Origin of the sequence: Streptomyces sp. NBC_00988 (assembly GCF_045162645.1) — a bacterium.
Taxonomy (GTDB): Bacteria; Actinomycetota; Actinomycetes; order Streptomycetales; family Streptomycetaceae; genus Streptomyces.
The window spans coordinates 5,842,397-5,864,966 of sequence record NZ_CP108730.1 but is presented as its reverse complement, the minus strand read 5'-3'; the positions used below and the strand labels follow the sequence as shown (position 1 = coordinate 5,864,966).

General features: G+C 69.4%; 25 protein-coding genes and 1 tRNA gene. 18 read left to right on the top strand and 8 right to left on the bottom strand.

All coding sequences use genetic code 11. The features are described from left to right. Positions 1-196: 196 nt before the first annotated feature. The 4 genes from OG496_RS26685 to phoU all read right to left on the bottom strand — a co-directional run bounded on the left by OG496_RS26685 (position 197) and on the right by phoU (position 3,190). The gene (locus OG496_RS26685) at positions 197-1,573 is read right to left on the bottom strand and encodes a protease (RefSeq protein WP_405972670.1); all 1,377 of its coding nucleotides are present in this window, start codon (positions 1,571-1,573) and stop codon (positions 197-199) included. Positions 1,574-1,771: 198 nt separating this feature from the next. Then, complete coding sequence (locus OG496_RS26680; protein ID WP_366496662.1) at positions 1,772-2,020, bottom strand: SCO4226 family nickel-binding protein; 249 nt, start codon at positions 2,018-2,020, stop codon at positions 1,772-1,774. 131 nt (positions 2,021-2,151) lie between these two features. Then, entirely contained in the window at positions 2,152-2,307 is a 156-nt protein-coding gene (locus OG496_RS26675; protein WP_019062518.1) for a hypothetical protein, read from the bottom strand. Positions 2,308-2,500: 193 nt separating this feature from the next. After that, positions 2,501-3,190 carry a phosphate signaling complex protein PhoU gene (gene phoU / locus OG496_RS26670; protein ID WP_266858549.1) on the bottom strand — a complete coding sequence of 230 codons (690 nt, stop codon included), beginning with the start codon at positions 3,188-3,190 and terminating at the stop codon, positions 2,501-2,503. Positions 3,191-3,421: 231 nt separating this feature from the next. On the opposite strand from phoU, the gene OG496_RS26665 reads away from it, so the two are divergent. Continuing rightward, positions 3,422-4,675 (top strand): ATP-binding protein, encoded by a 1,254-nt coding sequence (locus tag OG496_RS26665; protein ID WP_318017122.1) that lies wholly within the window; start codon positions 3,422-3,424, stop codon positions 4,673-4,675. Beyond that, the gene (locus tag OG496_RS26660; protein ID WP_009340348.1) at positions 4,672-5,352 is read left to right on the top strand and encodes a response regulator transcription factor; all 681 of its coding nucleotides are present in this window, start codon (positions 4,672-4,674) and stop codon (positions 5,350-5,352) included. The genes OG496_RS26665 and OG496_RS26660 overlap by 4 nt, the downstream gene beginning before the upstream one ends. 88 nt (positions 5,353-5,440) lie before the next feature. Here the strand turns inward: OG496_RS26660 and OG496_RS26655 are convergent, their stop codons facing one another. Continuing rightward, complete coding sequence (locus tag OG496_RS26655) at positions 5,441-6,097, bottom strand: DUF461 domain-containing protein (protein ID WP_405972669.1); 657 nt, start codon at positions 6,095-6,097, stop codon at positions 5,441-5,443. A 588-nt stretch (positions 6,098-6,685) separates the two neighbouring features. On the opposite strand from OG496_RS26655, the gene OG496_RS26650 reads away from it, so the two are divergent. The 6 genes from OG496_RS26650 (at position 6,686) to OG496_RS26625 (ending at position 13,043) form a co-directional block, all read left to right on the top strand. Further along, positions 6,686-7,168 carry a CarD family transcriptional regulator gene (locus OG496_RS26650; RefSeq protein WP_003953493.1) on the top strand — a complete coding sequence of 161 codons (483 nt, stop codon included), beginning with the start codon at positions 6,686-6,688 and terminating at the stop codon, positions 7,166-7,168. A gap of 308 nt (positions 7,169-7,476) precedes the next feature. Further along, positions 7,477-8,229, top strand: coding sequence for a 2-C-methyl-D-erythritol 4-phosphate cytidylyltransferase (gene ispD / locus OG496_RS26645; protein WP_366496664.1), 753 nt, complete (start codon positions 7,477-7,479; stop codon positions 8,227-8,229). After that, entirely contained in the window at positions 8,219-8,713 is a 495-nt protein-coding gene (gene ispF, locus OG496_RS26640; RefSeq protein ID WP_405972668.1) for a 2-C-methyl-D-erythritol 2,4-cyclodiphosphate synthase, read from the top strand. Before ispD ends, ispF begins: the two co-directional genes overlap by 11 nt. A gap of 137 nt (positions 8,714-8,850) precedes the next feature. Further along, a complete protein-coding gene (gene cysS, locus OG496_RS26635) occupies positions 8,851-10,254 on the top strand; it encodes a cysteine--tRNA ligase (protein ID WP_405972667.1) in 1,404 nt (467 codons plus the stop codon). Positions 10,255-10,375: 121 nt separating this feature from the next. Further along, entirely contained in the window at positions 10,376-11,317 is a 942-nt protein-coding gene (rlmB, locus tag OG496_RS26630; RefSeq protein ID WP_328682210.1) for a 23S rRNA (guanosine(2251)-2'-O)-methyltransferase RlmB, read from the top strand. Positions 11,318-11,435: 118 nt separating this feature from the next. Continuing rightward, the gene (locus tag OG496_RS26625; protein WP_405972666.1) at positions 11,436-13,043 is read left to right on the top strand and encodes a DoxX family membrane protein; all 1,608 of its coding nucleotides are present in this window, start codon (positions 11,436-11,438) and stop codon (positions 13,041-13,043) included. 111 nt (positions 13,044-13,154) lie between these two features. On the opposite strand, the gene OG496_RS26620 is transcribed toward OG496_RS26625, so the two are convergent. The 3 genes from OG496_RS26620 to OG496_RS26610 form a co-directional block, all read right to left on the bottom strand. Next, the gene (locus OG496_RS26620; protein ID WP_366496668.1) at positions 13,155-13,886 is read right to left on the bottom strand and encodes a nucleotidyltransferase family protein; all 732 of its coding nucleotides are present in this window, start codon (positions 13,884-13,886) and stop codon (positions 13,155-13,157) included. Between the two features lie 109 nt (positions 13,887-13,995). Beyond that, positions 13,996-14,451, bottom strand: a complete 456-nt coding sequence (locus tag OG496_RS26615) for a hypothetical protein (RefSeq protein ID WP_033281255.1) — start codon at positions 14,449-14,451, stop codon at positions 13,996-13,998. 260 nt (positions 14,452-14,711) lie between these two features. Beyond that, positions 14,712-15,848 (bottom strand): sn-glycerol-3-phosphate ABC transporter ATP-binding protein UgpC, encoded by a 1,137-nt coding sequence (locus OG496_RS26610; protein ID WP_366496670.1) that lies wholly within the window; start codon positions 15,846-15,848, stop codon positions 14,712-14,714. A gap of 277 nt (positions 15,849-16,125) precedes the next feature. Between OG496_RS26610 and OG496_RS26605 the strand changes: the two genes are divergently transcribed. From OG496_RS26605 to OG496_RS26560, 10 genes are all read left to right on the top strand, one after another. Then, positions 16,126-16,199: transfer RNA gene (locus tag OG496_RS26605), tRNA-Thr, on the top strand. 398 nt (positions 16,200-16,597) lie between these two features. Beyond that, positions 16,598-17,092 (top strand): MarR family transcriptional regulator, encoded by a 495-nt coding sequence (locus OG496_RS26600; protein WP_329347800.1) that lies wholly within the window; start codon positions 16,598-16,600, stop codon positions 17,090-17,092. Positions 17,093-17,247: 155 nt separating this feature from the next. Then, complete coding sequence (locus OG496_RS26595) at positions 17,248-17,856, top strand: DsbA family protein (protein WP_405972665.1); 609 nt, start codon at positions 17,248-17,250, stop codon at positions 17,854-17,856. A 46-nt stretch (positions 17,857-17,902) separates the two neighbouring features. Continuing rightward, entirely contained in the window at positions 17,903-18,709 is an 807-nt protein-coding gene (locus tag OG496_RS26590) for an MBL fold metallo-hydrolase (protein WP_405972664.1), read from the top strand. Between the two features lie 2 nt (positions 18,710-18,711). Then, positions 18,712-19,122 carry a nuclear transport factor 2 family protein gene (locus tag OG496_RS26585; RefSeq protein WP_405972663.1) on the top strand — a complete coding sequence of 137 codons (411 nt, stop codon included), beginning with the start codon at positions 18,712-18,714 and terminating at the stop codon, positions 19,120-19,122. A gap of 34 nt (positions 19,123-19,156) precedes the next feature. Next, positions 19,157-19,381: a hypothetical protein gene (locus OG496_RS26580; protein ID WP_405972662.1), complete on the top strand. Its 225-nt coding sequence runs from the start codon at positions 19,157-19,159 to the stop codon at positions 19,379-19,381. Between the two features lie 162 nt (positions 19,382-19,543). Next, positions 19,544-19,963 carry a hypothetical protein gene (locus OG496_RS26575; protein WP_329252382.1) on the top strand — a complete coding sequence of 140 codons (420 nt, stop codon included), beginning with the start codon at positions 19,544-19,546 and terminating at the stop codon, positions 19,961-19,963. Positions 19,964-20,242: 279 nt separating this feature from the next. Continuing rightward, the gene (locus OG496_RS26570) at positions 20,243-20,722 is read left to right on the top strand and encodes a MarR family winged helix-turn-helix transcriptional regulator (RefSeq protein ID WP_405972661.1); all 480 of its coding nucleotides are present in this window, start codon (positions 20,243-20,245) and stop codon (positions 20,720-20,722) included. 457 nt (positions 20,723-21,179) lie between these two features. Next, complete coding sequence (locus OG496_RS26565; RefSeq protein WP_405972660.1) at positions 21,180-22,088, top strand: SDR family oxidoreductase; 909 nt, start codon at positions 21,180-21,182, stop codon at positions 22,086-22,088. A gap of 47 nt (positions 22,089-22,135) precedes the next feature. Continuing rightward, positions 22,136-22,531: an MmcQ/YjbR family DNA-binding protein gene (locus OG496_RS26560; RefSeq protein WP_405972659.1), complete on the top strand. Its 396-nt coding sequence runs from the start codon at positions 22,136-22,138 to the stop codon at positions 22,529-22,531. Positions 22,532-22,570: the final 39 nt, after the last annotated feature.

The window sequence follows — 22,570 nt, the reverse complement described above, 5'->3', positions numbered from 1 at the left end:
TATCGGAAACGGACAGTGGCGGTCGGACCACGCCACGATGATCCCGGTGCAGTCGCGCAACCAGGTCGTGTACGTCCTCGACCAGGTCGGCCACGCCCAGTCCGTCAGCGTGTGAACCGTGTGAGCCGTGTCAACAGGCGGACGGCCCAGGTGTGTTGCACCTGGGCCGTCTCACGATGGGATGGGAAGGGACGGGTCAGCGTCGGCTGGCCCGTGCCAGCGCCGGCACGAACCGCAGCGCGTCCACCGTGCCCACGCCCGTCGCCATGTCGTAGCCGTTGACCGCGGTGTAACCGGTCACGCCCGCGTACGAGTTGTTCGTGCCGTCGTTCACGTCGACGATGCCGTTGCCCTTGGCGCCGTGCTTGGCCAGCGCGTACAGCGCCGAGTTGATGTTGCCGACCCGGTGCCCCGCCGCCTGGTCCGCGAGGGTGATGATGCCCGAGAAGAGCGGGCTGGCCTCGCTCGTGCCGCCGTAGACGTCCCAGCCGACGGCCGTCGGGTCGAAGCTGGAGTACGTCCACGCGCCGCCGTTGACCGCGGCGGCCATCGAGACGTCGGGGGTGGCGCGCTGGGTGCCGACGATGCTCTTCACGCCGTTCTGGAAGGACGGGCGGGCGAACACGTGGGACTGGCCGCCGCCGCCCGCGCCGTAGTCGTTGTAGACGCTGTCCGGCGTGACGCGGTCGCCCTTGTCGTTCAGGTGCAGCTGCGTGCCGCCGATCGACGTGACCAACGGGTCGGAAGAAGGCCACGAGTTGACGGGCTTGTCGTAGAAGGCCGAGCCGTCCGCGTTGTAGTCGGTGGCGCCGCCGTCGCCGGAGGAGGCGAGGACGGTGACGTGCTTGCGGTTGGCTGCCTCGAAGGCGTAGCGCAGCTTCTTGATGCTGGAGAAGTCGCCCTGGTCGAAGCCGGGGAAGGTGTTCTCGGTCGCGCCGAAGCTCTGGGTGATGACGTCGCCGACGCCGTGGTCGATCAGGTACTTCTCGGCGTCCATCATCTCCGGCAGCCCGGTGACGCCCTCGGTCTCGGCCACGGCCGTCTCCACCAGCACGATCTTCGCGTCGGGCGCGACCGCGTGCGCCATCTCGACGTCCAGGGTCGTCTCGCCGGCCCAGCCGGTCATGTCCGCGTTCGTCGGGTCGAAGACCGGGACCTTGCCCCACTTGACGACGTTCACCTTGGCGCTGTGCATGCCGAACTGCTTGCTGTACGTGTCGAGATCGTGCTGGATCGTCGGCGAACCGAACGAGTCCACGATGACGATCGTCCGCCCCTTGCCCGTAATGCCCTTCCGGTACAGGGAGTTGAGGTTGTACGCGGTGCGGTACTGCAGCGGGTTGTAGCAGGCGATCTGCCACTTGGCCTCGCACTCCGCGCTGCTGAGCGGGGTCGGTACATCGCGCGCGAGGGTGTGTCCGGTGATGGCCGGGATCACCTTCGTCCGCGGTACGGCGGCGGGCGCGGCGCCGGCGACACCGGCCAGCGGCGCGGTCGCCAGCGCCGCGACGGCGAGCGTGGCGGAGGCGGCCGTGGCGGCGGCGATGTTCAGTCTCGTGCGGGCTATGCGCATGAATCCCCCCTGAGTGCTGCGGAGTCCGCCCGGCCGTCAGCCGGACGAAGTGGTCTCCGCGCATCTCATCGAGTGAGACATGCACAGGACAAGACTGTTGAACTGTCGATGCCGAACCCTTTGCCCAAACAGCACCAAAGACTCGAACACCCCTGCCGATCCGACCTGTTGACTCAGATCACGGTCGGCCGCCGGTCGTCAGATCGAGTACGGCACCGCGTGCACCTCGTCCGCCCGGTGCCCCGCGCGTTCGTGGACGCGCTGGACCGCCTCGGGCGACGGGGCCTCCGACAGGCAGTAGACGGTCCCGCTCTCCGGATCCGCCCAGGCCCGCTCGAAGTGGACACCCTCGTCCTTCTCCACGGCGAGATCCGCCTTGTGGGCCTCCATCAACTGGTCGGCCGTGATGCCCGTCATCCCGTGATGTACATCCATGTACTGAGCCATGGCCTCACACCTCCTCGTGCTTTCCCCCCTTCAATGCTGCGCTTCTACGGCGTCCGGGGCCACCGGCGGCCGAACACGCGGGAGGGGCCCCGGCGCCGTAGCACCGAGGCCCCTCAGGGAGTGGGCGGCGGTCAGCCGCACTGGCACGGATTGCCGGACTGGCACCCGCAGCCGCAGCCCGAGCCGCAGCCGCAGGCGCCGAAGAGCGGGAGGCTCTTGATCTCGGCGGGCTGCTGCGTCTCGCGCTCCTGCGTCGGGTCCGGCGTCGTGGCGGGGGATTCGGCCATGGGTCCTCCTAGAGGCTGGTGCCTGTGCCCATTGGATGCCCGCTTCGCCGGGCGCATCAACGGCGCATTGAGGCTTCCCCCGCAAGCCCCCGGCCCTCTCCGCAGGCCGGGGTCATTTCTAACCAGTCACCGGTCGTGACAGTGGTTAGAAATGACCCCGGTTTCCAGCGACCCCCCCCGGCCGAGCGGAGAGCTACGCGCCCTCCGCCCCCGTCACCGGCTGGATGTCCGGCTGCAGCTCGTCCGCGTGCTCGCCCGTCACCAGGAACACCACGCGCTTGGCGACCGAGACCGCGTGGTCGGCGAAGCGCTCGTAGTAGCGGCCGAGCAGGGTCACGTCGACCGCGGTCTCGATGCCGTGCTTCCACTTGTCGTCCAGCAGGTGCTGGAAGAGCGTGCGGTGGAGGAGGTCCATCGCGTCGTCGTCCTGCTCCAGCTGGAGCGCGAGGTCGACGTCCTTCGTGATGATGACCTCGGCCGCCTTGGCCATCAGGCGCTGGGCGAGCTGGCCCATCTCCAGGATGGTCGCGTGCAGGTCGTGCGGCACGGCCCGCTCCGGGAAACGGAGCCGGGCGAGCTTCGCCACGTGCTGGGCGAGGTCGCCGGAGCGCTCCAGGTCGGCCGACATGCGCAGCGACGTGACGACGATCCGCAGATCCGTCGCCACCGGCTGCTGGCGGGCCAGCAGGGCTATGGCCCGGGCTTCGAGGTCGTGCTGGAGATCGTCGACCTTCTTGTCGGCCTCGATGACGCTCTCGGCCAGCTTCAGGTCGGAGTCCAGGATCGCCGTCGTGGCGCGCCCGATCGCCGACCCGGTCAGCCGGGCCATCTCCACCAGACCGTCACCGATCGAGTCAAGTTCCTCGTGGTACGCGTCCCGCATCAGGGTTCCCTCTCCTACGTTCGCTTCGGGGGCTCAAGGGGCCCCGGGCCTGTCGTTGTGACGAAAAACCGGCCCTTCCACCCCACGCTCCCACGTTCCCGCTCCTACGCGACGGTTTACGCCACCCCAAATGAATCAATACTGGCTCCAAGGTGAACTCTGGGCGACGAGTGTTCGAGGTCGCACTCCGATGGCTGTGGCCAGGAGGTATCCCATGCCTAACCTGGGGGCATGGACGTGAACGCGGCGGTCGCCGCAGCGGCAGCGATCGCCGGGGTACTCACCGGTGTCATCGCCATGCTGGCGTTCCGCTGGAGCGAACGCGACCAGAAGCGACCGACCAGGACCTCCCTGCATACGGACCCGGTGCTTCCGCCGGGTGTGGACACCGTGCTCTCGGTGCTCCGCTCCTCGGCCGTCGTCCTCGACGAGGCGGACGCCGTGGTCAAGGCCAGCTCGGCGGCGTACGCCCTCGGACTGGTCCGCGGCGGGAAACTCTCCGTCGACCCGATGCTCCAGATGGCCCGGGACACCCGGCGCGACGGCGAGATACGCCAGGTCGAGCTGGATCTGCCCCGGCGCGGCACCGGCCGCGGGGAGGCCCTCGCGGTCTCCGCCCGGGTGGCGCCGCTCGGCTCCCGGCTCGTCCTGCTCCTCGTGGAGGACCTCACCGAGGCCCGCCGTATCGAGGCCGTACGACGTGACTTCGTGGCGAATGTCAGCCACGAACTGAAGACCCCGGTCGGCGCGCTCTCCCTCCTCTCGGAGGCGGTCATGGACGCCTCCGACGATCCTGAGGCGGTGGAGCGTTTCGCCGGCCGGATGCAGATCGAGGCCACGCGCCTGACCAATCTCGTGCAGGAGCTCATCGACCTGTCACGGGTCCAGAACGACGACCCCCTCGAAGACGCCGAACCCGTCCGCGTCGACGAACTCGTCGCCGAGGCCATCGACCGCTGCCGGCACCAGGCCGGCACCAAGCAGATCACCATGGCCGCCGGCGGCACCGCCGACCTGCATGTCTACGGGAACCGGGGCCAGCTGGCCGCGGCCCTCGGAAACCTGGTCGAGAACGCCGTCAACTACTCGCCCGCCCGCACCCGCGTCGGCATAGCCGCACGCCGGGTCTCCGCGGGCGGCGGCGACCACATCGAGGTCGCCGTGACCGACCAGGGCATCGGCATCTCCGAGAAGGACAAGGAGCGCGTGTTCGAGCGCTTCTACCGTGTCGACCCGGCCCGCTCGCGGGCCACCGGCGGTACGGGTCTCGGACTGGCGATCGTCAAGCACGTGGCCGCCTCGCACGGCGGGGAGGTCACGGTGTGGAGCTCCGAGGGACAGGGCTCCACGTTCACCCTGAGGCTGCCGGAGGCGGGTGCGGCCCGCGACCGTGCCCACCAGCACCCCGACCTCGACGACGAGGTCGAGGCGTCCCCTGAACCATCCCCGTACGAACCGCTTCCCGCCCCGGAGGTCCTTCCGTGACCCGAGTGCTCGTCGTCGAGGACGAGGAGTCCTTCTCCGACGCCCTGTCGTACATGCTCCGCAAGGAGGGCTTCGAGGTCGCCATCGCGACCACCGGGCCCGACGGACTCGACGAGTTCGAGCGCAACGGCGCCGACCTCGTCCTGCTCGACCTGATGCTGCCGGGGCTGCCCGGCACGGAGGTCTGCCGCCAGCTGCGCGGCCGTTCCAACGTCCCCGTCATCATGGTGACGGCCAAGGACAGCGAGATCGACAAGGTCGTAGGCCTGGAAATAGGAGCCGATGACTACGTCACCAAGCCCTTCTCGTCCCGCGAACTGGTCGCCCGTATCCGGGCCGTCCTGCGCCGCCGCGGCGAGCCCGAGGAGGTCACCCCGGCCGCCCTTGAGGCAGGTCCGGTCCGCATGGACGTGGATCGCCACGTGGTCACGGTCTCCGGCTCCAAGGTCGACCTGCCCCTCAAGGAGTTCGACCTGCTGGAGATGCTCCTGCGCAACGCGGGCCGCGTACTGACCCGCATGCAGCTCATCGACCGCGTCTGGGGCGCCGACTACGTCGGCGACACCAAGACCCTCGACGTCCACGTCAAGCGCCTTCGCGCCAAGATCGAGCCGGACCCGGGCGCGCCCAGGTACCTGGTGACGGTGCGTGGCCTGGGCTACAAGTTCGAGCCGTAAACCGCGAGCGCGTTCTCACCTGCGCTACGACGATGGGCGGGACCTCTCCGTGAGGTCCCGCCCATCGTCGTGGACGTACGACTGTCGCTCAGCCGGTGGTGGTGCCCGTCTCCGTGGCCGTCGCGCTCGCGGAGGCCGCGTCGGTCGGGGTGGCCGACGTGCTCTTGCCCGGCTTCGGCGAGCCGGAGGTGGTCGCGGTGGCGCCCGCGGCCGGCGTCGAGGGGATCGAGCTGGGGCCCCACTTGGTGAAGTAGCTGTCGGCCGGGACGACGAAGGCGCTCAGGCTCACGCCGCCGGTCGTGCTGAGGGTGAAGGTGACCTTCTGGGCGTTGCCGTCCGTGATGCCGGCGGGATCGGTCAGCGCGGCGGAGGCGTTGCCCTTGCCGCCCAGGACGAGCGAGCCGAAGGCCGGGACGACCAGCTTGCCCTTGCCCTTGGCGGGGGTCAGCGTGGCCGTGCCGGCGCCGTCGACGCTGACGGAGTCCAGGGTCTGGGGGTCCTTGCCGGTGTTGAAGAGGGTCGCGGAGATCACCGCCGGGCCCGCGCCCTCGGAGCCGGACTCGGTGAGGGGCTGGGTGATGACGAGCGCGTTCTGCACCTTGATGGCGCCGACGGAGACGGCCGCGTTGTCCGGCTTGACCTCCAGCGTCTGTGCGTCGTTGCCGGCAGCGCACGCGGCGAGGGAGGCGATCGAGAACGCGATGGTGGCGGCGGCGAGGGCGCCGCGTCGAAGGCTGCTGCTCACGGCGGCGGCTACTCCTTGAACGTGGGCGGAGCAGGGCGACTCCCGAATAAAGCCGCCCTAAGTGTCTGTCAGCGGCCTTAGGTTACCGAGCCGTTCCCGCACCATCGCACCCGACCCTCCCTCAACCGGGTACCCGTGTGCCTCAAGTGACTCGCGGGTCACTTGCGACCGGCACTCGTCCGGCATTCACATAACCAGCTCAGACGTCTGCCGGCGGATTTTCGGTGAAGAATGCACGGCACCTCGGATAATTGATCACCGGCATCTCGACGGGCTTCGGTGATCAATTCCGGATTCGTCTCGTACCGGGCTCCGGCCACCGAACGGAGTAGCGGAAGTCGAGCACTTGGAACCAGACATTTAGGGACGTTCGTCCGCTTGGAGGCGCCTCCGGATGTGTGTAACGTACGCGTTTCACCTCGCCCGGAGAGCCGCTCCGACCTGCGAATACCCTCTTCCGCTCGGCCTCCGCAGCACGTTCCTGTTGCTGTTGTCAAGCCCCGAGATGCGCTCTGACCTGCGAAAACGCCATTCAGAACCCGCAGTTTCCGTGTTACCCTGGATAGCCACGGAAGGGGTACCTGTCACATGACGTTCAAGGTTGGCGACACCGTGGTCTATCCCCATCACGGGGCCGCGCTGATCGAGGCTATCGAAACTCGCCAGATCAAAGGCGTGGACAAGACCTATTTGGTGCTGAAGGTCGCTCAGGGTGACCTGACGGTGCGTGTGCCAGCGGACAATGCGGAGTTCGTCGGCGTACGTGATGTGGTCGGTCAGGACGGGCTGGACCGGGTCTTCGAGGTGCTGCGCGCTCCGTATGCCGAGGAGCCCACGAACTGGTCGCGTCGTTACAAGGCAAATCTGGAGAAGCTCGCCTCCGGCGATGTCATCAAGGTCGCGGAAGTCGTCCGTGACCTGTGGCGTCGTGAGCGCGAGCGCGGACTCTCCGCAGGTGAGAAGCGCATGCTCGCCAAGGCTCGCCAGATCCTGGTGAGCGAGCTCGCGCTCGCGGAGAACACGAACGAGGACAAGGCCGAGGCCCTGCTCGACGAGGTTCTCGCGTCCTGACGCAGGCGACTGGTACGCCCTGCTCAGCACACTGAAATGCCGTGGTGCCCGATGACAGCTCCCTTGTCGCCGGGCGCTTCGGCATGTTCAGGGGATTTTTCCGAGCCCCCGACCGCGACTCCGTCGAAGACTCCGAGACCTGAGACTCCGACTCCGTCGAACGTCGGAGAAACATCCCCCGATAATGGTGTGCCGGGCCCGGGCAGCTGTCTCGACCGGTGTCACGGAAGGGTCCGGTCAAGGCGTCGCGCCCGGCACTCCTGAGGCCATACCCACGTAGGTCGAGCACACAAACCTGACAGGAACCGATGTCTGACGATTCGCGCTCTTCGCAGGCGCAGTCCTCCGTCGCCGCCGTGATCCCGGCCGCCGGACGGGGCGTACGCCTCGGCCCGGGCGCCCCCAAAGCGCTCCGCGCGCTGAACGGCACCCCCATGCTGATCCACGCGATCCGCGCACTGGCCGCGTCCCGAGCGGTCTCCCTGGTCGTCGTCGTGGCCCCGCCCGACGGCGCAGCCGAGGTCAAGACCCTCCTCGACGCCCACGCGCTGCCGGACCGCACCGACTTCCTGGTCGTCCCCGGCGGCGACTCCCGCCAGGAGTCCGTGAAGCTCGGCCTGGACGCCCTGCCGCCCGGCTACGACATCGTCCTCGTCCACGACGCGGCCCGCCCGCTCGTCCCGGTCGACACGGTCGACGCGGTCATCGAGGCCGTACGGGACGGAGCCCCCGCCGTCGTACCGGCCCTGCCCCTCGCCGACACGGTCAAGGAGGTCGAGCCCGCCGAGACACCGGGCGCACCCGAGCCGGTCGTGGCGACCCCGGAACGCGCCCGCCTCCGCGCCGTACAGACTCCCCAGGGCTTCGACCGCGCCACCCTGGTCCACGCCCACGAGACGGTCACCGACAACGTCACCGACGACGCGAGCATGGTCGAACAGCTCGGCCTCACGGTCGTGGTCGTCCCCGGCCACGAGGAGGCCTTCAAGGTCACCCGCCCCCTGGACCTGGTCCTCGCGGAGGCGGTCCTGACCCGCAGGAGGCTGAACGATGGCTTCTGAGACGTACCCCCTTCCGCAGGTCGGCATCGGCACCGACATCCACGCCTTCGAGGAGGGCCGCGACCTCTGGTGCGCCGGCCTGAAGTGGGAAGGCGAGGGCCCCGGCCTGGCCGGCCACTCCGACGCGGACGTCGTCGCCCACGCGGCCTGCAACGCCCTGTTCTCCGCCGCCGGGCTCGGTGACCTGGGCCAGCACTTCGGCACGGGCCGCCCTGAGTGGTCGGGCGCGTCCGGGGTCACCCTCCTGACAGAGGCCGCGAGGATCGTCCGCGAGGCGGGCTTCACCATCGGCAACGTGGCGGTCCAGGTCGTAGGACCACGACCGAAGATCGGCAAGCGGCGGGACGAGGCACAGAAGCTGCTGTCGGAGGCGGCGGGGGCTCCGGTCTCGGTATCGGGAGCAACGACGGACGGTCTCGGCTTCCCGGGACGGGACGAGGGTCTGATGGCGGTGGCAACGGCGCTGGTGGTCAAACACGGCTGACTGGTCCGGCGTTTCAGGGGCGCGGGGCTGTATCGATGTGCGGCTCCGCCGCGTGGCCGCGACCAGCCCCACCGGCCCGCGGACAACAATCGCCCCAACCGTCTGAGGCACGGCCATACGCCCACTACCCTTGTACCGTGACCATTCGCCTGTACGACACCAGCGCCCGGCAGATTCGCGACTTCATCCCGCTCACAGCGGGCTGTGTCTCGATCTACCTCTGTGGCGCCACCGTGCAGGCCGCCCCCCACATCGGTCACATCCGCTCGGGCCTCAACTTCGACATCCTCCGCCGCTGGTTCGAACACCGCGGCTACGACGTCACGTTCATCCGCAATGTCACGGACATCGACGACAAGATCATCGCCAAGTCCCGTGACCAGGGCCGCCCTTGGTGGGCCATCGGCTACGAGAACGAGCGCGCGTTCAACGACGGCTACACCGCACTCGGCTGCCTCCCGCCGACGTACGAACCGCGGGCGACCGGCCACGTCCCCGAGATGATCGAGATGATGCGCGGGCTGATCGAGCGCGGTCACGCGTACGAGGCCGACGGCAGCGTCTACTTCGACGTGCGGTCGTACCCGGACTATCTGGAGCTGTCGAACCAGGACATCGACGACCTGCGCCAGCCCACCGAGGAAGGCATCACCGGGAAACGCGACCCGCGCGACTTCGCGATGTGGAAGGCGACCAAGCCGGGCGAGCCCGACTGGGAGACCCCGTGGGGCCGCGGCCGCCCCGGCTGGCACCTGGAGTGCTCGGCGATGGCGCACAAGTACCTGGGCCCCGCCTTCGACATCCACGGCGGCGGCCTCGACCTGATCTTCCCGCACCACGAGAACGAGATCGCCCAGGCGAAGGCCTACGGCGACGACTTCGCGCAGTACTGGGTGCACAACGCCTGGGTCACCATGAGCGGCGAGAAGATGTCGAAGTCGCTCGGGAACTCCGTCCTCGTGTCCGAGATGGTCAAGCGGTGGCGACCCATCGTCCTGCGCTACTACCTCGGCACCCCGCACTACCGCTCGATGATCGAGTACAGCGAGGAGGCCCTGCGCGAGGCGGAGTCCGCGTTCGCGCGGATCGAGGGCTTCGTGCAGCGGGTCGTCGAGAAGGCCGGGGGAGGCGTCGAGCCCGCCGCCGAGGTGCCGCCGGCCTTCGCCGAGGCGATGGACGACGACCTGGGCGTCCCGCAGGCCTTGGCCGTCGTACACACGACTGTCCGGCAGGGGAATTCCGCCCTCGCCGCCGACGACAAGGAAGCCGCCGTGGCGCGTCTCGCCGAGGTGCGCGCCATGCTCGGGGTGCTCGGACTCGACCCGCTGGACCCGCACTGGGTCGGCGAGGGCGGCGACCGGGGCGAAGACCTGCACGGGGTCGTGGACACCCTGGTCCGGATGGTGCTCGACCAGCGCGAGGCCGCCCGGGGCCGCAAGGACTGGGCGACCGCGGACGGCATCCGCGACCAGCTCAACCAGTCCGGACTCAACATCGAGGACGGCCCGCAGGGCCCGCGCTGGACCCTCGGCCCCCGCTGAACCCACTCCGATCACACCCGGTCAACGAAGATCGACTGTGCCGCCCGGCCTCCCGGGCGGCACACTGCATAGACGTACGTATTCACCGCACCCCCAGACGGGTCACACAGACAGGTAGGTCATGGCAGCCAACAACCGCCGCATGTCCGGCAAGAAGGGCGCGCAGGTCGGCAGTGGCGGCCAGCGGCGCCGGGGCCTCGAAGGCAAGGGCCCCACCCCGCCCGCCGAGGCGCGCAAGGGCCACAAGAAGAACCGCGTCGCCAACTCCAAGGCCAAGCAGGTCCAGCGCCGTCCCGCGCAGCGAGGCCGCGGCGGCAAGGGCACGTCCGAGATGGTCGTCGGCCGCAACCCGGTCGTGGAGGCGCTGCGCGAGGGCGTCCCGGCGGTCACGCTCTACGTCCAGCAGTTCATCGACAACGACGAGCGGGTGCGCGAGGCGCTCCAGCTCGTCGCCGAGCGCGGCGGCGTCCACCTCATGGAGGCCCCCCGCCCCGAGCTGGACCGCATGACGAACGGCCTCAACCACCAGGGCATGGTCCTCCAGGTCCCGCCGTACGAGTACGCGCACGCCGAGGACCTCGCCAACGCGGCCTACGACAAGGGCGAGGACCCGCTGATCGTCGCCCTTGACGGGGTGACCGACCCGCGCAACCTCGGCGCGATCGTCCGCTCCGTCGCCGCGTTCGGCGGCCACGGCGTGCTCGTCCCCGAGCGGCGCGCGGCCGGCATGACCGCCGGTGCGTGGAAGTCGTCGGCCGGTACGGCGGCCCGTACGCCCGTCGCCCGCGCCACGAACCTGACGCGCGCGCTGGAGGCGTACAAGAAGGCGGGTCTCTCGATCGTCGGTCTCGCGGCCGACGGTGAGCACGAGGTCGGTGAACTCGCCGCGCTGGAAGGCCCGGTGGTCATCGTCGTCGGCAGCGAGGGCAAGGGCCTGTCCCGACTCGTGGGCGAGACCTGCGACTTCCGGGTCCGGATCCCGATGCCCGGTGGCGCGGAGTCCCTCAACGCCGGTGTGGCGGCCGGAGTTGTGCTGTACGAGGCGGCACGCAAGCGTTCCTGAACGGGCGTTCGGCACCGTCCCCCACTCGGGGCAATCTGGGCGCCGGGCACACGCTTGACGCGGTCCGGACACTTCCGGCGAGTCAAAGCAGTGTCCTAAACACACGTCACTCGGTTAGATGAGTGTGGACACCAGAACACCCCGCACACCCACGGGGGACGGCCCGTCGGGCTTCGACGACGCTCCCGCGCTGAGCATGGTGAAGGTGCCGAGCGATCCGGCGCAGATCATCGTCAATCATGCGAGCTTCCGCGTGCAGTTGGGCGCCTCGTCGCGTCCCCCGTCGCCGCGGATCGCACGGCACCTGAGCGCCACCGAGGCCCCCGGCCGGATCCCCGCCGCCGGCGCGCGCCGCCGGCCCGTCGTCTGGAGCGGCAAGTCCGCACCGGACGACACCGGCGCCCACCGGCTGCTCCAGGCCGTGCGCGGCACGGGCGTCCGTCACGGCGACGAACCGGCCGGCGACGCCGGAGCCACGCAGGTCATCCCCCGTGTCGGCAGCGGCGGTTACGACGACGACCTGACCGCGCAGACCATCGAGACCCCGGTCGTCGGCGCCCAGCGCGGCGGCGACCACGACACCGGCGAGACCCGACTCCTGCCGCCCATGCGGACGGTGGGCAGCGCCTACGACGAACCCGCCTACGAGGACCCGGAGTTCGAGGACTTCGAGGGCGCGGAGCAGGAGCGCCGCACCCGGCGCAACCCCAACGAGCCCGTACGGCACGCCTATTACCCCGGCCGCCGCATGAACCTCGGGGTCGTCCTCCTCCCGCTCCGCATCTTCCTCGGCTTCATCTCCATCTACGCCGGCATGGGCAAGCTGTGCGACCCCGTCTACTTCGACGGCGGCAAACGCGGCTCCATGGTGAAGTGGCTCAACACCCTGCACCCGTGGGAAGTCGCCGAGCCACTACGGCAGTTCGCGCTCCAGCACCCGGTCGGCTCCGGCCTCGTCATCGCCTTCGCGCAGGTCATCGTGGGCGTCCTCACGATCCTGGGCCTGTGGCAGCGGGTCGCCGCGGTCTTCGGCGCGCTGCTCTCCGCGGCACTGATCGTCACGGTCAGCTGGAAGACCGTCCCGGCCTACGACGCCCCCGACATCATCTATCTCGCCGCCTGGTCGCCGCTGATCATCGCGGGCGCCCCCGTCTACTCCGTCGACGGCCGCCTCGCGGGCAGCGCCTGGCGCCGCCTCGGACCCCCCGCCGACATCTGGGAGCTGCGCCGCTACGTCCTGCGCCGCGGCGCCCTCGTCACGGCCGTGGTCATCGGACTCACCCTGCTCGTCGGCTCGTTGCTCGGCGGCGCGGTCCGCGACTCCAGCCGCGTGGTCGTCCCCGGTCCCGGCGAGGCCCCGCGCAACGAACTGCCGGGCGCCCCGCTCCCGGGCGAACCGACCAAGAGCCACAGCAGCAGCCCCAGGGCGTCCAAGTCGCCGTCCCAGCACGCGACTTCGGCCAAGCCGTCGGGTGCCGCGACGACTCCGGGCGCGACCCACTCCTCCTCCGGTACGGCCACCAGCGGCGCCCCCAGCCAGACCCAGGGCACCGCGGGCCGCACCCAGCCCCAGCAGTCCTCCCCGGCCGGCCAGGCCCCCAGCACCACCTCAGGACCCACGTCCGGCGGCGGTACCAGCGGCGGCACCGGCTCCAACGGCGGCTCCAGCACCGGGGGTTCGTCCTCCTCCGGCCAGCCGGGCCTGGTGGGCGGCCTGTTGGGGTAACTGGGCCGGTGGGTGGCTTGTTGAAGCAGTCGCCCACCGGCTGACCCACAGAGAGAGGGCCTGCACTTTTCAGTGCAGGCCCTCTGCGGTTTGCCTTTGTACGGCCATCACTCAACGGCCAAGCGCGGCAAGCTCCTTGGCGGCTTCCCTGAGGTCCTTCGCGGTGTCGATGGCCCGCCAGTAAGCCCCCTGCGGAATAGGGAACCCGGCCAACCGCCGCTCACGCGCAAGGTGGGGGAAAGTCGTCCGCTCGTGATCCCCCCGCTCCGGCAGCAACCCCGCGAACTCGGGCGAGAAGACGTACACCCCCGCATTGATCGCGTACTGCGTCGGCGGCGACTCGATGAAGTCCGTGACGCGCCCGAAGCCGTCCGTCTGCACGGCGCCCCACGGGATCCGCGGCCGCGCCAGCGCGATCGTGGCGACGGCATCGCGCTCGGTGTGGAAGTCGGCCATGTCGCGCAGCGAGAAGCGGGTCCAGATGTCGCCGTTGGTGGCGTACCAGGCGCTGTCCGGGCGGGGCAGGTGCGCGGCGGCGTACTTGAGGCCGCCGCCGCGGCCCAGGGGCTCCGTCTCGACGACCGTGGTCACGTCGACCGGCAGGTCGGCCGTCTTCAGCCAGTCCTGCAGCACCTCGGCGAGATGCCCGCAGCTGACCACCACGTCGGTCACGCCCTCCTCGGCGAGCCAGACGAGCTGGTGGCCGATGATCGGCGTCCCCGTGCCGGGGATCTCGACCATCGGCTTGGGCCGGTCGTCGGTGTACGGGCGCAGCCGGGATCCCTGGCCACCGGCCAGGATCACGGCTTGGGTGGGGCGCGACGTGGCGTTCGGATCGGTCATGACCCGAACTGTACGTGGCGGCCCCACCGCATCTTTCGGCTGCAACCGTTCCTTAATCAGCCGTTACCGACCTCCTACTCCGACCTGCTCCTGCGGGCACCGGCTCCGGTCAGCTGTGCGCGGCCATGACCCCGGAGGCGAACGAGGTGTCGCACACGGGGCGGGCGTAGGACTGGGCGCGTGCGGCGCCGTAGATACGGACCGCTGCGCGGCCCAGTGCGCGGGCGATGGAGGTGCAGTGCGTGGCGAGCGACGGGTGGCCGTTCACCGCCTCCTGGAGGTGCGTCAGGACGACGCCGGGGTTCTTGTCCTGGAGCTCGGTCATGAGCTGGTCGCGCAGGATGTCCTGCGGGGCGCGTGCGGCGGCCCTGGAGGAGGCTCCGGCCGCCGTGACGTCCGTCGCGGTGAGCATCGAGCTGGAGGGGCTCCCCGACCAGTTGACCCGGGTGACCGCGAGGGTCCCGGAGAGCACCATGACGACGGGCAGGACGAGGGCGAGCGTGCGGCCGACCCGGCGGGCGGGGCCCCGGCCGCGTCGCGGCTGTTGGTTATTGGAGTGCTTCACGCGTGTGAGGGTAGCGTCCGGTAATGATTTGGCGACATTTAGTCACCAATTCGGGGGATGGATCGGTGCCTCGGATTGGGTAGGGGGTTGACGAACGCTGCTCGAAATGACCGCTCTGCCGGGGTATTTGTCGACACGTTCGGGTGTCCGCGGGCAACGGGAAGGGCCCCGCGGCGAACCGCGGGGCCCTTCCTGGGAACGTTTGACCAGTCGGTGAGAACCGATCGGTCAATGAGAACCGGTCAGTCGGTGAGAACCGATCAGTCGGTGAGTCGCTCGCCCGTGGAGGTCGAGAACACGTGGATCTCGCCCGGACGGGGGACCACGTGGAGCGTGGAGCCCTTCTCCGGCACCGAGCGGCCGCTGACGCGGACGACCAGGTCCTTGAGGTTGTCGTCGACCTTGGCGCTGCCGTAGACGTAACCGTCGGCGCCCAGCTCCTCGACGACGTTCACGGAGACGGCGAGACCCGCCGGGGCGTCCTCGGAGTCCTTCGTGAGGGACTTCGCGGCCTCGCCGTTGTGCTCGTCGATGTCGAAGTGCTCGGGGCGGACGCCGACGGTGACCGTGCGGTCACCCTTGTCGGTGGCGGCCTTGAGCGCCTCGCGGTTGACCGGGACGACCGAGTTGCCGAACTTCACGCCGCCGTCGGTGATCGGGACCTCGATCAGGTTCATGGCGGGGGAGCCGATGAAGCCGGCCACGAAGAGGTTCTTGGGGCGGTCGTACATGTTGCGGGGGCTGTCGACCTGCTGGAGCAGACCGTCCTTCAGTACGGCCACCCGGTCGCCCATCGTCATGGCCTCGACCTGGTCGTGGGTGACGTAGACGGTGGTGATGCCGAGGCGGCGCTGCAGCGAGGCGATCTGCGTACGGGTGGAGACGCGGAGCTTGGCGTCGAGGTTCGACAGCGGCTCGTCCATGAGGAAGACCTGGGGCTCACGCACGATGGCGCGGCCCATCGCGACGCGCTGGCGCTGACCGCCGGAGAGGGCCTTCGGCTTGCGGCCGAGGTAGTCCGTGAGGTCGAGGATCTTCGCCGCGTCCTCCACCTTCTGGCGGATCTCGGCCTTGTTGACGCCGGCGATCTTGAGCGCGAAGCCCATGTTGTCGGCGACCGTCATGTGCGGGTACAGCGCGTAGTTCTGGAACACCATGGCGATGTCCCGGTCCTTCGGCGGCAGGTGCGTGACGTCGCGGTCACCGATGCGGATGGCGCCGGCGTTGACGTCCTCAAGCCCCGCGAGCATCCGGAGCGAGGTGGACTTGCCACAGCCGGACGGACCGACGAGGACGAGGAACTCGCCGTCCCCGACCTCGATCTCCAGACCATCGACGGCGGGCTTCTCGGTGCCCGGGTAGATCCGGGTCGCCTTGTCGAACGAAACAGTGGCCATGATGAAGGGCCCCCTTCTACCGGCAGGAACGTGCCGGACGATCCGTTGTAGGAAGGTGGTGGTGTAGTCCACGCGAGTGAACTGGGTCAGGACGGTACCTGGCGTTTGCCTGGTCTGTCAGTACCTGGACCCATGTGAACTTCGAGGAAATTTTCGACAGGGGGCGGTGGGGGACCTGGGTACACTGCACGGGCACGTGATCGCGCACGTCCCGGGCACGCGGGTACGGGATACGTCCCGTCGGGTACGTCCTGTCGGGTACGCACGTATCGCGCAGGCCTCCTTAGCTCAGTTGGCCAGAGCAACGCACTTGTAATGCGTAGGTCGTCGGTTCGAATCCGACAGGGGGCTCCTTCGAAGGCCAGGTCACATTGCCCGTGACCTGGCCTTTTGTGTTGCTCGGGGCATTGCGGGTCACACGGCTGGGGTGCCGTGGGACGGCTTGCGTGAGCGATGCGTGAGCGGAGCGGCTCGGTGCCCTACTTCTTGGGCTTCTTCCGCGCCCTGTTCTTTTTCGCCTTGGCCTGGGCTTTCGCCTTCTCCGTCTCGGACTTGCGCTGGAGCGGAGGTCCGTAAGTCTCCCTCGACGGCTGGCGATAGAAACGCCGAAGCTTCGCCCAGGAGCGGTATGGCGCCGTGAGAATGGGTGGGGCTGCCGTCGTGCGACGGGCCCAGCGGACTCGGCTGTCCTGGACGTCCCTACGTGATCGGTACGGTGGTGTCGGGACGACGAGAGGGGCGGCGCTGCCGTGGGTGAGGAAGCGGAGATCAGGACGGCGAAGGAGGCCGCGGATCACGAGCTCATCTTGGCGTTCGGGCGTCTGCAGGGGGCGGCGAACCGGCTGGAGTACATCCTCGGCCGGGCGCTGGAGGTGGAGTGCGGCATCAGCCATCTGGTCTTCGAGGTGCTGCTGATCCTCGGGCGCGCGGGTGAGCCGGGGCTTTCCATGCGTGCCATCGCCCAGGAGCAGGTGCTGACCACCGGTGGTGCCACCCGGCTGGTGGATCGCATGCAGGCCGCGGGTTTCGTGACGCGCGCGGATTCCCCCGACGACCGGCGCGGAAAGCTGGTGCGGCTGACGCCGTTGGGGGAGGAGACGGTCGTACGCGCGTCCCGGGTGCACCTGGAGAACATCAAGCAGTACCTCGTGGACCCGCTGCCCACGGCGGACTGGAAGCGGTTCGCGGAGGACCTTCGCATCCTCAGCCACACGGCGCGGGACCTGCTGCCCCGCCTGCCCTGACCTGCGGACCAGCGGCCACGCTGGTGTAATGACGTGGTCAGCCACACCTATGTGCCTCACCTCACACGAACCTTGAAATATCTGACGCGTCAGTTACTGTTCTGTCAGGTGAATCGCTCGCAACCCGCGGGCGCACATCCCTGCCGAGGTCTTCGATGAAGCTCGTCTACGTCTTCGACGCCTACTGCGGCTGGTCGCACGGGTTCTCCGGAACACTGAGCGAGGTCGCCGCCCGTCACCCCGAACTGCCGGTCGAGGTCGTCTCCGGTGGCCTGTTCACCGGATCGCGGCAGGTGCCCATCCGCCAGTTCGGCTACGTCCAGGGCGCGAACGCCAAGATCACCGAGCTGACCGGCGCCGAGTTCGGCGCGGCCTACGAGCAGTTGATCGCCGACGGCTCGTTCGTGATGGACTCCGAGGCCGCCGCCCGCGGCGTCGCAGCCCTGCGCCAGGTCGCACCGGCCCGCGCGGCGGAGCTGGCCGCGGCTCTGCAGGCCGCCTTCTACGTCGACGGACGCAGCCTGTCCGAGGCGGCCACCTACCGGACGGTCGCCCAGGCCGCCGGGCTCGACGCGGATGCCGTCGTAGCCGCCTTCGAAGCGCCCGACGCACAGACCGCGGCCCACGCCGACTTCCGCCGCGCGGTCCAGCTCGGCGTCACCGGGTTCCCCACGCTGCTGGCCGTCGACGGCGACTCCGTCACCCCGCTGGCCTACGGCCAAGCCACCGCCGACGAGGTCGACGCACGCTTCGCCGCCCACTGATCTTCCCCTGCCCCCACCCCACCCCCCCGCACAAAGGAGCCCCCGTATGAGCAGCCTCTCCTTCAAGGTCCTCGACCTCGACTTCCCGGCCGGCAGCAAGAACAAGACCGCCACCCTCGTCACCGGCGAGAACGACGCTCTCCTGGTCGACGCCGGCTTCACCCGCGCCGACGGCCACCGCCTCGCCGCCGAGATCCTCGACTCCGGCAAGAAGCTGACCACCGTCTTCGTCAGCCACGCCGACCCCGACTTCTACTTCGGTGCCGAGGTGATCGCCGACGCCTTCCCCGACGCGGCCTTCGTCGCCACCCCGATCGTCATCGAGCACATCCAGCACTCCTACGAAGGCAAGCTCAAGGCGTGGGCCACGCTCGGCCCGAACCTGCCCACCCGCCTGGTCGAGCTGACCGCGCTGACCGGTGACCTCACCCTGGAGGGCCACCGCTTCGAGCTCAAGGGAGGCCCGGCCGCGCTGCCCGACCGCCACTACCTGTGGCAGGCCGAGCAGCGTGCCCTCCTCGGCGGCGTCCTGCTCTTCCAGCAGGAGCACGTCTGGGTCGCCGACACCCCCACCCCGGGCGACCGTGCCGCGTGGATCGGCCTGCTGGACGAAATGGCCGCGCTGCAGCCGGAGTTGGTCGTCCCTGGTCATCGTCTGCCCGGTACGGCGGCGGACGCGTCCGCCATCACCGCCACCCGCGAGTACCTCCTCGCCTTCGAGGAGGAGCTCGCCACGGCGGCCGACGGTGCGGCCCTGACCGAGGCACTGGTCAAGCGCTACCCCGACAACGGCATGCTGATCGCCGCCCAGATCGGCGCGAAGGTCGCCAAGGGCGAGATGAAGTGGGGCTGACCATGGCCGAGTTCGCGACCTCCACCGCCCCCGCCGATGTCGTACGCCGCCAGTACCTCGCCTCCGCGGCAGGTGACCTTGAGGCGCTTCGGGCCACCCTCGCTCCCGACGTGGAGTGGACGGAGATGGCGGGCTTCCCCCTCGCCGGCACGTACCGGACCCCCGAGGGCGTCACCGCGGGCGTGATGGAGAAGTTGGGCCAGGACTGGGACGGCTGGACCGCTCACGACGACACCTACGTCGTCGACGGGGAGAACGTCGTCGTCCTCGCCCGCTACACCGCGACCAACAAGGCGACCGGGAAGTCGATCGACGTCCGCGTCGCCCACCACTTCGTCGTACGCGCGGGACGCATCGTCCGCTTCGAGCAGTTCGTCGACACGGCGCTCGTCCGCGACGCCATGACCGTCTGACGCACGACCCGGCACCCAGGTGGCCGGAGAGCTCGTGTCCGCTGCCGACAACAAGGCGCTCGTCATCGCGTTCTGCGAGCAGGCGTTCAACGACCATCAGCCGGAGCAGGCCGCCGCCGCGCATCTCGGCGACCGGCGGGGACGCGGTAGACCGTGGCACCGAGGGGTGCTGCTCCTTGCTCACGCCCTGGCGGTCGCCGTGTTCGTTCACGTGGGCGGCGTGCAGGCGATCGGTACACCCCGAAGCGGGCCGAGGTAGCCACCTCGGCCCCGCGTCCGCAAATACTTGGCTAGCCACACGATCGCTGGTACGGTAGTCGTGTGGCTAGCCACACTTTCTCTTGAACTTCCCCCACAGACCTGAGGAGACCCCATGGGTGTGCCGTCAGAGGGGGCCATATTGCCTTGGAGGAGCGACCCCATGTCCCACGAGAACTCTCAAGTGAAGCCCCCGATCAATCAACGCGTGCTGACCCTCGGCATCACCCCTGATGCGCTTTCGCCGGACGATTTCCCGCCGGGGGTTGCGACGCTCGAAGAGCTGGTCGCCATGAGGAAGCGCAACTGGGCTGCGCTCCGAGCGACAGGCATCGACGGTGAGGAGGGCTATGTCAGCCTGGACCCCGACGAGGCCGAGGCCGAGCTGCGCCGACTGTTCGACGGGCGCTCGTTCGGGGTGGTGCTCATCGGCGGCGGCATCAAGAACGTCCCGGAGTACACCGTCCTGTTCGAACGGATCGTCAACGTGCTCATCGACCTCCAGCCCGACATCCGGTTGAGCTTCAGCTCACATCCGACGAACGTGCCCGAGGCGCTGCAACGCTGGCTCAAGAAGTCCTGACAAAGGCGTCTCACGGAGCTGGGTGTCGGACGTGCCGGTGGGTGGGCGACCGTCTGGCTGCCCGCACAGTGAGCGGCCCCAGTCGTAAGCTCCCAGAGCCGGCAAGCTCGTCACCACCGTCAGTACCTACCCGTTCGACCAGCAGGCCAGCGACGCCGGGTACGTGCAGGGCAAGCGCGTCCTGACCGTCGGCTGAGCACGCCCGCCCTTCGCTTCCCCAGGCGGCAGAGCGGCCGGCCGCACCGACTACCCCACTCACACTGGCTGAGGAACCGAACCATGCCCACCCCCGAACCTCGCATCCCCACGACGGCCGGCACAGGACCGATGAGCTACGCGATCTTCCAGCTCGCCCGCGCACACCGCGCCTCCGCCGCCGCCATGCTCCGCGAGATGGACCTGCATCTCGGACAGGAACTGCTGCTGATGCAGCTCCTCGACCGGGACGGCCAGACCCAGTCCGAGCTGCTCGACAGCGTCGGCCTGGACCACTCCACCGTCTCCAAGTCCCTGCGCCGCATGCAGGACGCCGGCCTGCTCATCCGTGAGCCGGCCGCACATGACCGACGCGTCCTGGTCGTCCACCTCACCGACAAGGGCCGGGCGATGCGCGAGCCCCTGGCAGCCATGTGGCGGACCCTGGAGGAGACCTCCGCACGGGACCTCTCGGCGCAGCAGGCGGAGTCCTTCGTCCGCACCGCCTACGCCATCGCCGACGCGCTCAACAGCCGCACGCTGCCGCGGGAAGAGTCCGAGTAACTCCCCTCGGCCTGCACGCCGGTTCCGGCCTGGAGCGCACATCGCTTCCGGCGTTCCTGCGAAGTGGACCGTGCTGCAGCGCACTCAGCCGCACGAAGGCACGTGCTGGACGGAGCCAGGCTCCCGACTGCCGGAAAGCCCGGTGTGCCGAGCCGGCGGATGTGGCGCGACCCCCGCTCACCCCGGTACGTCAGGGAGAACGGGCTGAGCGGGGCCTCAGCGTCAGGGGCAAGCACGAGCTGTCCCGGTGCGGGCAGGCGGAACCCGTCCGTGGGAGACGGCAACACCCCTCCCACGGGGATGGCGAGCCCTTTCCCGTCGCCGGCCAGGGTGCATATCGAGACGACCGCATCACCCGTGTCCCGTTCACGTCGACCTCCGCAAGCTCCTACAGGCCACGGCCCCGCCCACCCATTTCCTCCCCCCCACCACTGACCTGATGGAGAGCGAGACACCCATGACCACCACCCTCCCCGTCCTCGTCGTCGGCGCGACCGGCTCCCTCGGGGGCAAGGTCGTCGACGAACTGCTCAAGCGCGGCAAGAACGTCCGCGCCCTGGTCCGGCCGACCACCGACGCGAGCGGACTCGAAAAGCGGGGTGTCGAGATCGCCCGCGGCGACATGCTCGACCTCGGCTCGCTCGTCGCCGCCATGAACGGCGCCGACGCCGTCATCACCACCGCCGCCGGCTACACCCGCGGCGGCAAGAACGCCAATGACATCGACACCGTCGGCAACGCCAACCTCGCCGAGGCCGCCCACCGCACCGGCATCCGGCGGTTCGTCCTGACCAGCATCCTCACCAGCGACCAGACACCCCAAGTCCCGCACTTCTGGCACAAGAAGCTCGCCGAGGACAAGCTCGAACAGCTCGGCGTCCCGTTCATCGCCCTGCGCCCGGGGGCGTTCCTCGACCAGGTCGCGACCATGGCGGGCAACCCGCTCGACAAGGGCCGCCTGATCTGGATGTCCAAGGCCACCGTCCCGCTGACCTTCGTCCGCACCTCCGATCTCGCGGCCTACCTGGCGGCCGCCGTCGACGCCCAGGCCGCCGACGGTGAGCGCATCGACATCGGCTGGGACCGTCCGGTCAGCATGCGCGAGGTGGCCGACGCGATGGGCCACCGGGCCGGAAGGAAGATCAAGGTGTGGGCCGTCCCCTCCGTCGTCGTCCGTGCCGGAGGAGCCGTCGTCGGCCGCTTCAACCCGGTGGTCAAGGACATGGCCGCGATGTTCGGCTGGTTCGACACCGGACGCTACGTCGCCGACTCCAGGCGCCAGGAGCAGCTGTTCGGCCCCGTCCCCACGGCCGAGGAGGCCCTCGCCCGGTACACCGACGAGCTGCGCACCGCACAGCACCGGTGACAGGCCCGCGTCCCGTCCCTCGCCGGGCCCCGAGGAAGGAAACACTCATGAACGGATCGCCCCTGCAGACGTTCGCCGCCGAGTGCGCGCAGGAACTTCCCGCAGCCCAGCTGGAGCATCCCTTCGGCCAGGACTGGGAGGTCTTCAAGGTGCGCGGCAAGGTGTTCATGCTGATGACCGAGGTCCCCGGGCGCCCCGTCGTGATCCTCAAGGCGGACCCCGGCGAGGCCCAGGCTCTCCGGGAACACAACAGCCACATCACCCCCGGCTACCACATGAACAAGAAACACTGGATCACGCTGGAGGGCGGGACCGGCGTCGACAACGAGCTCGTCAGGGAACTCGTCACCGACTCCTACCTGCTCGTCGTCTCCCACCTGCCCAAGGCCGAGCAGCCCGTCGACCCGCACACCTACGGCACCAGCACGCGGGCGGCCCGGTGAGCGCGGCCGGTGACCGCCTCCAGGACGCTGCCTCGACAA

Bases quoted from the DNA above. Each gene is read 5' to 3' on its own strand.
- OG496_RS26685 (WP_405972670.1), bottom strand. From the start codon at position 1,573: ATGCGCATAGCCCGCACGAGACTGAACATCGCCGCCGCCACGGCCGCC.
- OG496_RS26680 (WP_366496662.1), bottom strand. From the start codon at position 2,020: ATGGCTCAGTACATGGATGTACATCACGGGATGACGGGCATCACGGCC.
- OG496_RS26675 (WP_019062518.1), bottom strand. From the start codon at position 2,307: ATGGCCGAATCCCCCGCCACGACGCCGGACCCGACGCAGGAGCGCGAG.
- phoU (WP_266858549.1), bottom strand. From the start codon at position 3,190: ATGCGGGACGCGTACCACGAGGAACTTGACTCGATCGGTGACGGTCTG.
- OG496_RS26665 (WP_318017122.1), top strand. From the start codon at position 3,422: ATGGACGTGAACGCGGCGGTCGCCGCAGCGGCAGCGATCGCCGGGGTA.
- OG496_RS26650 (WP_003953493.1), top strand. From the start codon at position 6,686: ATGACGTTCAAGGTTGGCGACACCGTGGTCTATCCCCATCACGGGGCC.
- ispD (WP_366496664.1), top strand. From the start codon at position 7,477: ATGTCTGACGATTCGCGCTCTTCGCAGGCGCAGTCCTCCGTCGCCGCC.
- ispF (WP_405972668.1), top strand. From the start codon at position 8,219: ATGGCTTCTGAGACGTACCCCCTTCCGCAGGTCGGCATCGGCACCGAC.
- rlmB (WP_328682210.1), top strand. From the start codon at position 10,376: ATGGCAGCCAACAACCGCCGCATGTCCGGCAAGAAGGGCGCGCAGGTC.
- OG496_RS26625 (WP_405972666.1), top strand. From the start codon at position 11,436: ATGAGTGTGGACACCAGAACACCCCGCACACCCACGGGGGACGGCCCG.
- OG496_RS26620 (WP_366496668.1), bottom strand. From the start codon at position 13,886: ATGACCGATCCGAACGCCACGTCGCGCCCCACCCAAGCCGTGATCCTG.
- OG496_RS26610 (WP_366496670.1), bottom strand. From the start codon at position 15,848: ATGGCCACTGTTTCGTTCGACAAGGCGACCCGGATCTACCCGGGCACC.
- OG496_RS26595 (WP_405972665.1), top strand. From the start codon at position 17,248: ATGAAGCTCGTCTACGTCTTCGACGCCTACTGCGGCTGGTCGCACGGG.
- OG496_RS26590 (WP_405972664.1), top strand. From the start codon at position 17,903: ATGAGCAGCCTCTCCTTCAAGGTCCTCGACCTCGACTTCCCGGCCGGC.
- OG496_RS26585 (WP_405972663.1), top strand. From the start codon at position 18,712: ATGGCCGAGTTCGCGACCTCCACCGCCCCCGCCGATGTCGTACGCCGC.
- OG496_RS26575 (WP_329252382.1), top strand. From the start codon at position 19,544: ATGTCCCACGAGAACTCTCAAGTGAAGCCCCCGATCAATCAACGCGTG.
- OG496_RS26570 (WP_405972661.1), top strand. From the start codon at position 20,243: ATGCCCACCCCCGAACCTCGCATCCCCACGACGGCCGGCACAGGACCG.
- OG496_RS26565 (WP_405972660.1), top strand. From the start codon at position 21,180: ATGACCACCACCCTCCCCGTCCTCGTCGTCGGCGCGACCGGCTCCCTC.
- OG496_RS26560 (WP_405972659.1), top strand. From the start codon at position 22,136: ATGAACGGATCGCCCCTGCAGACGTTCGCCGCCGAGTGCGCGCAGGAA.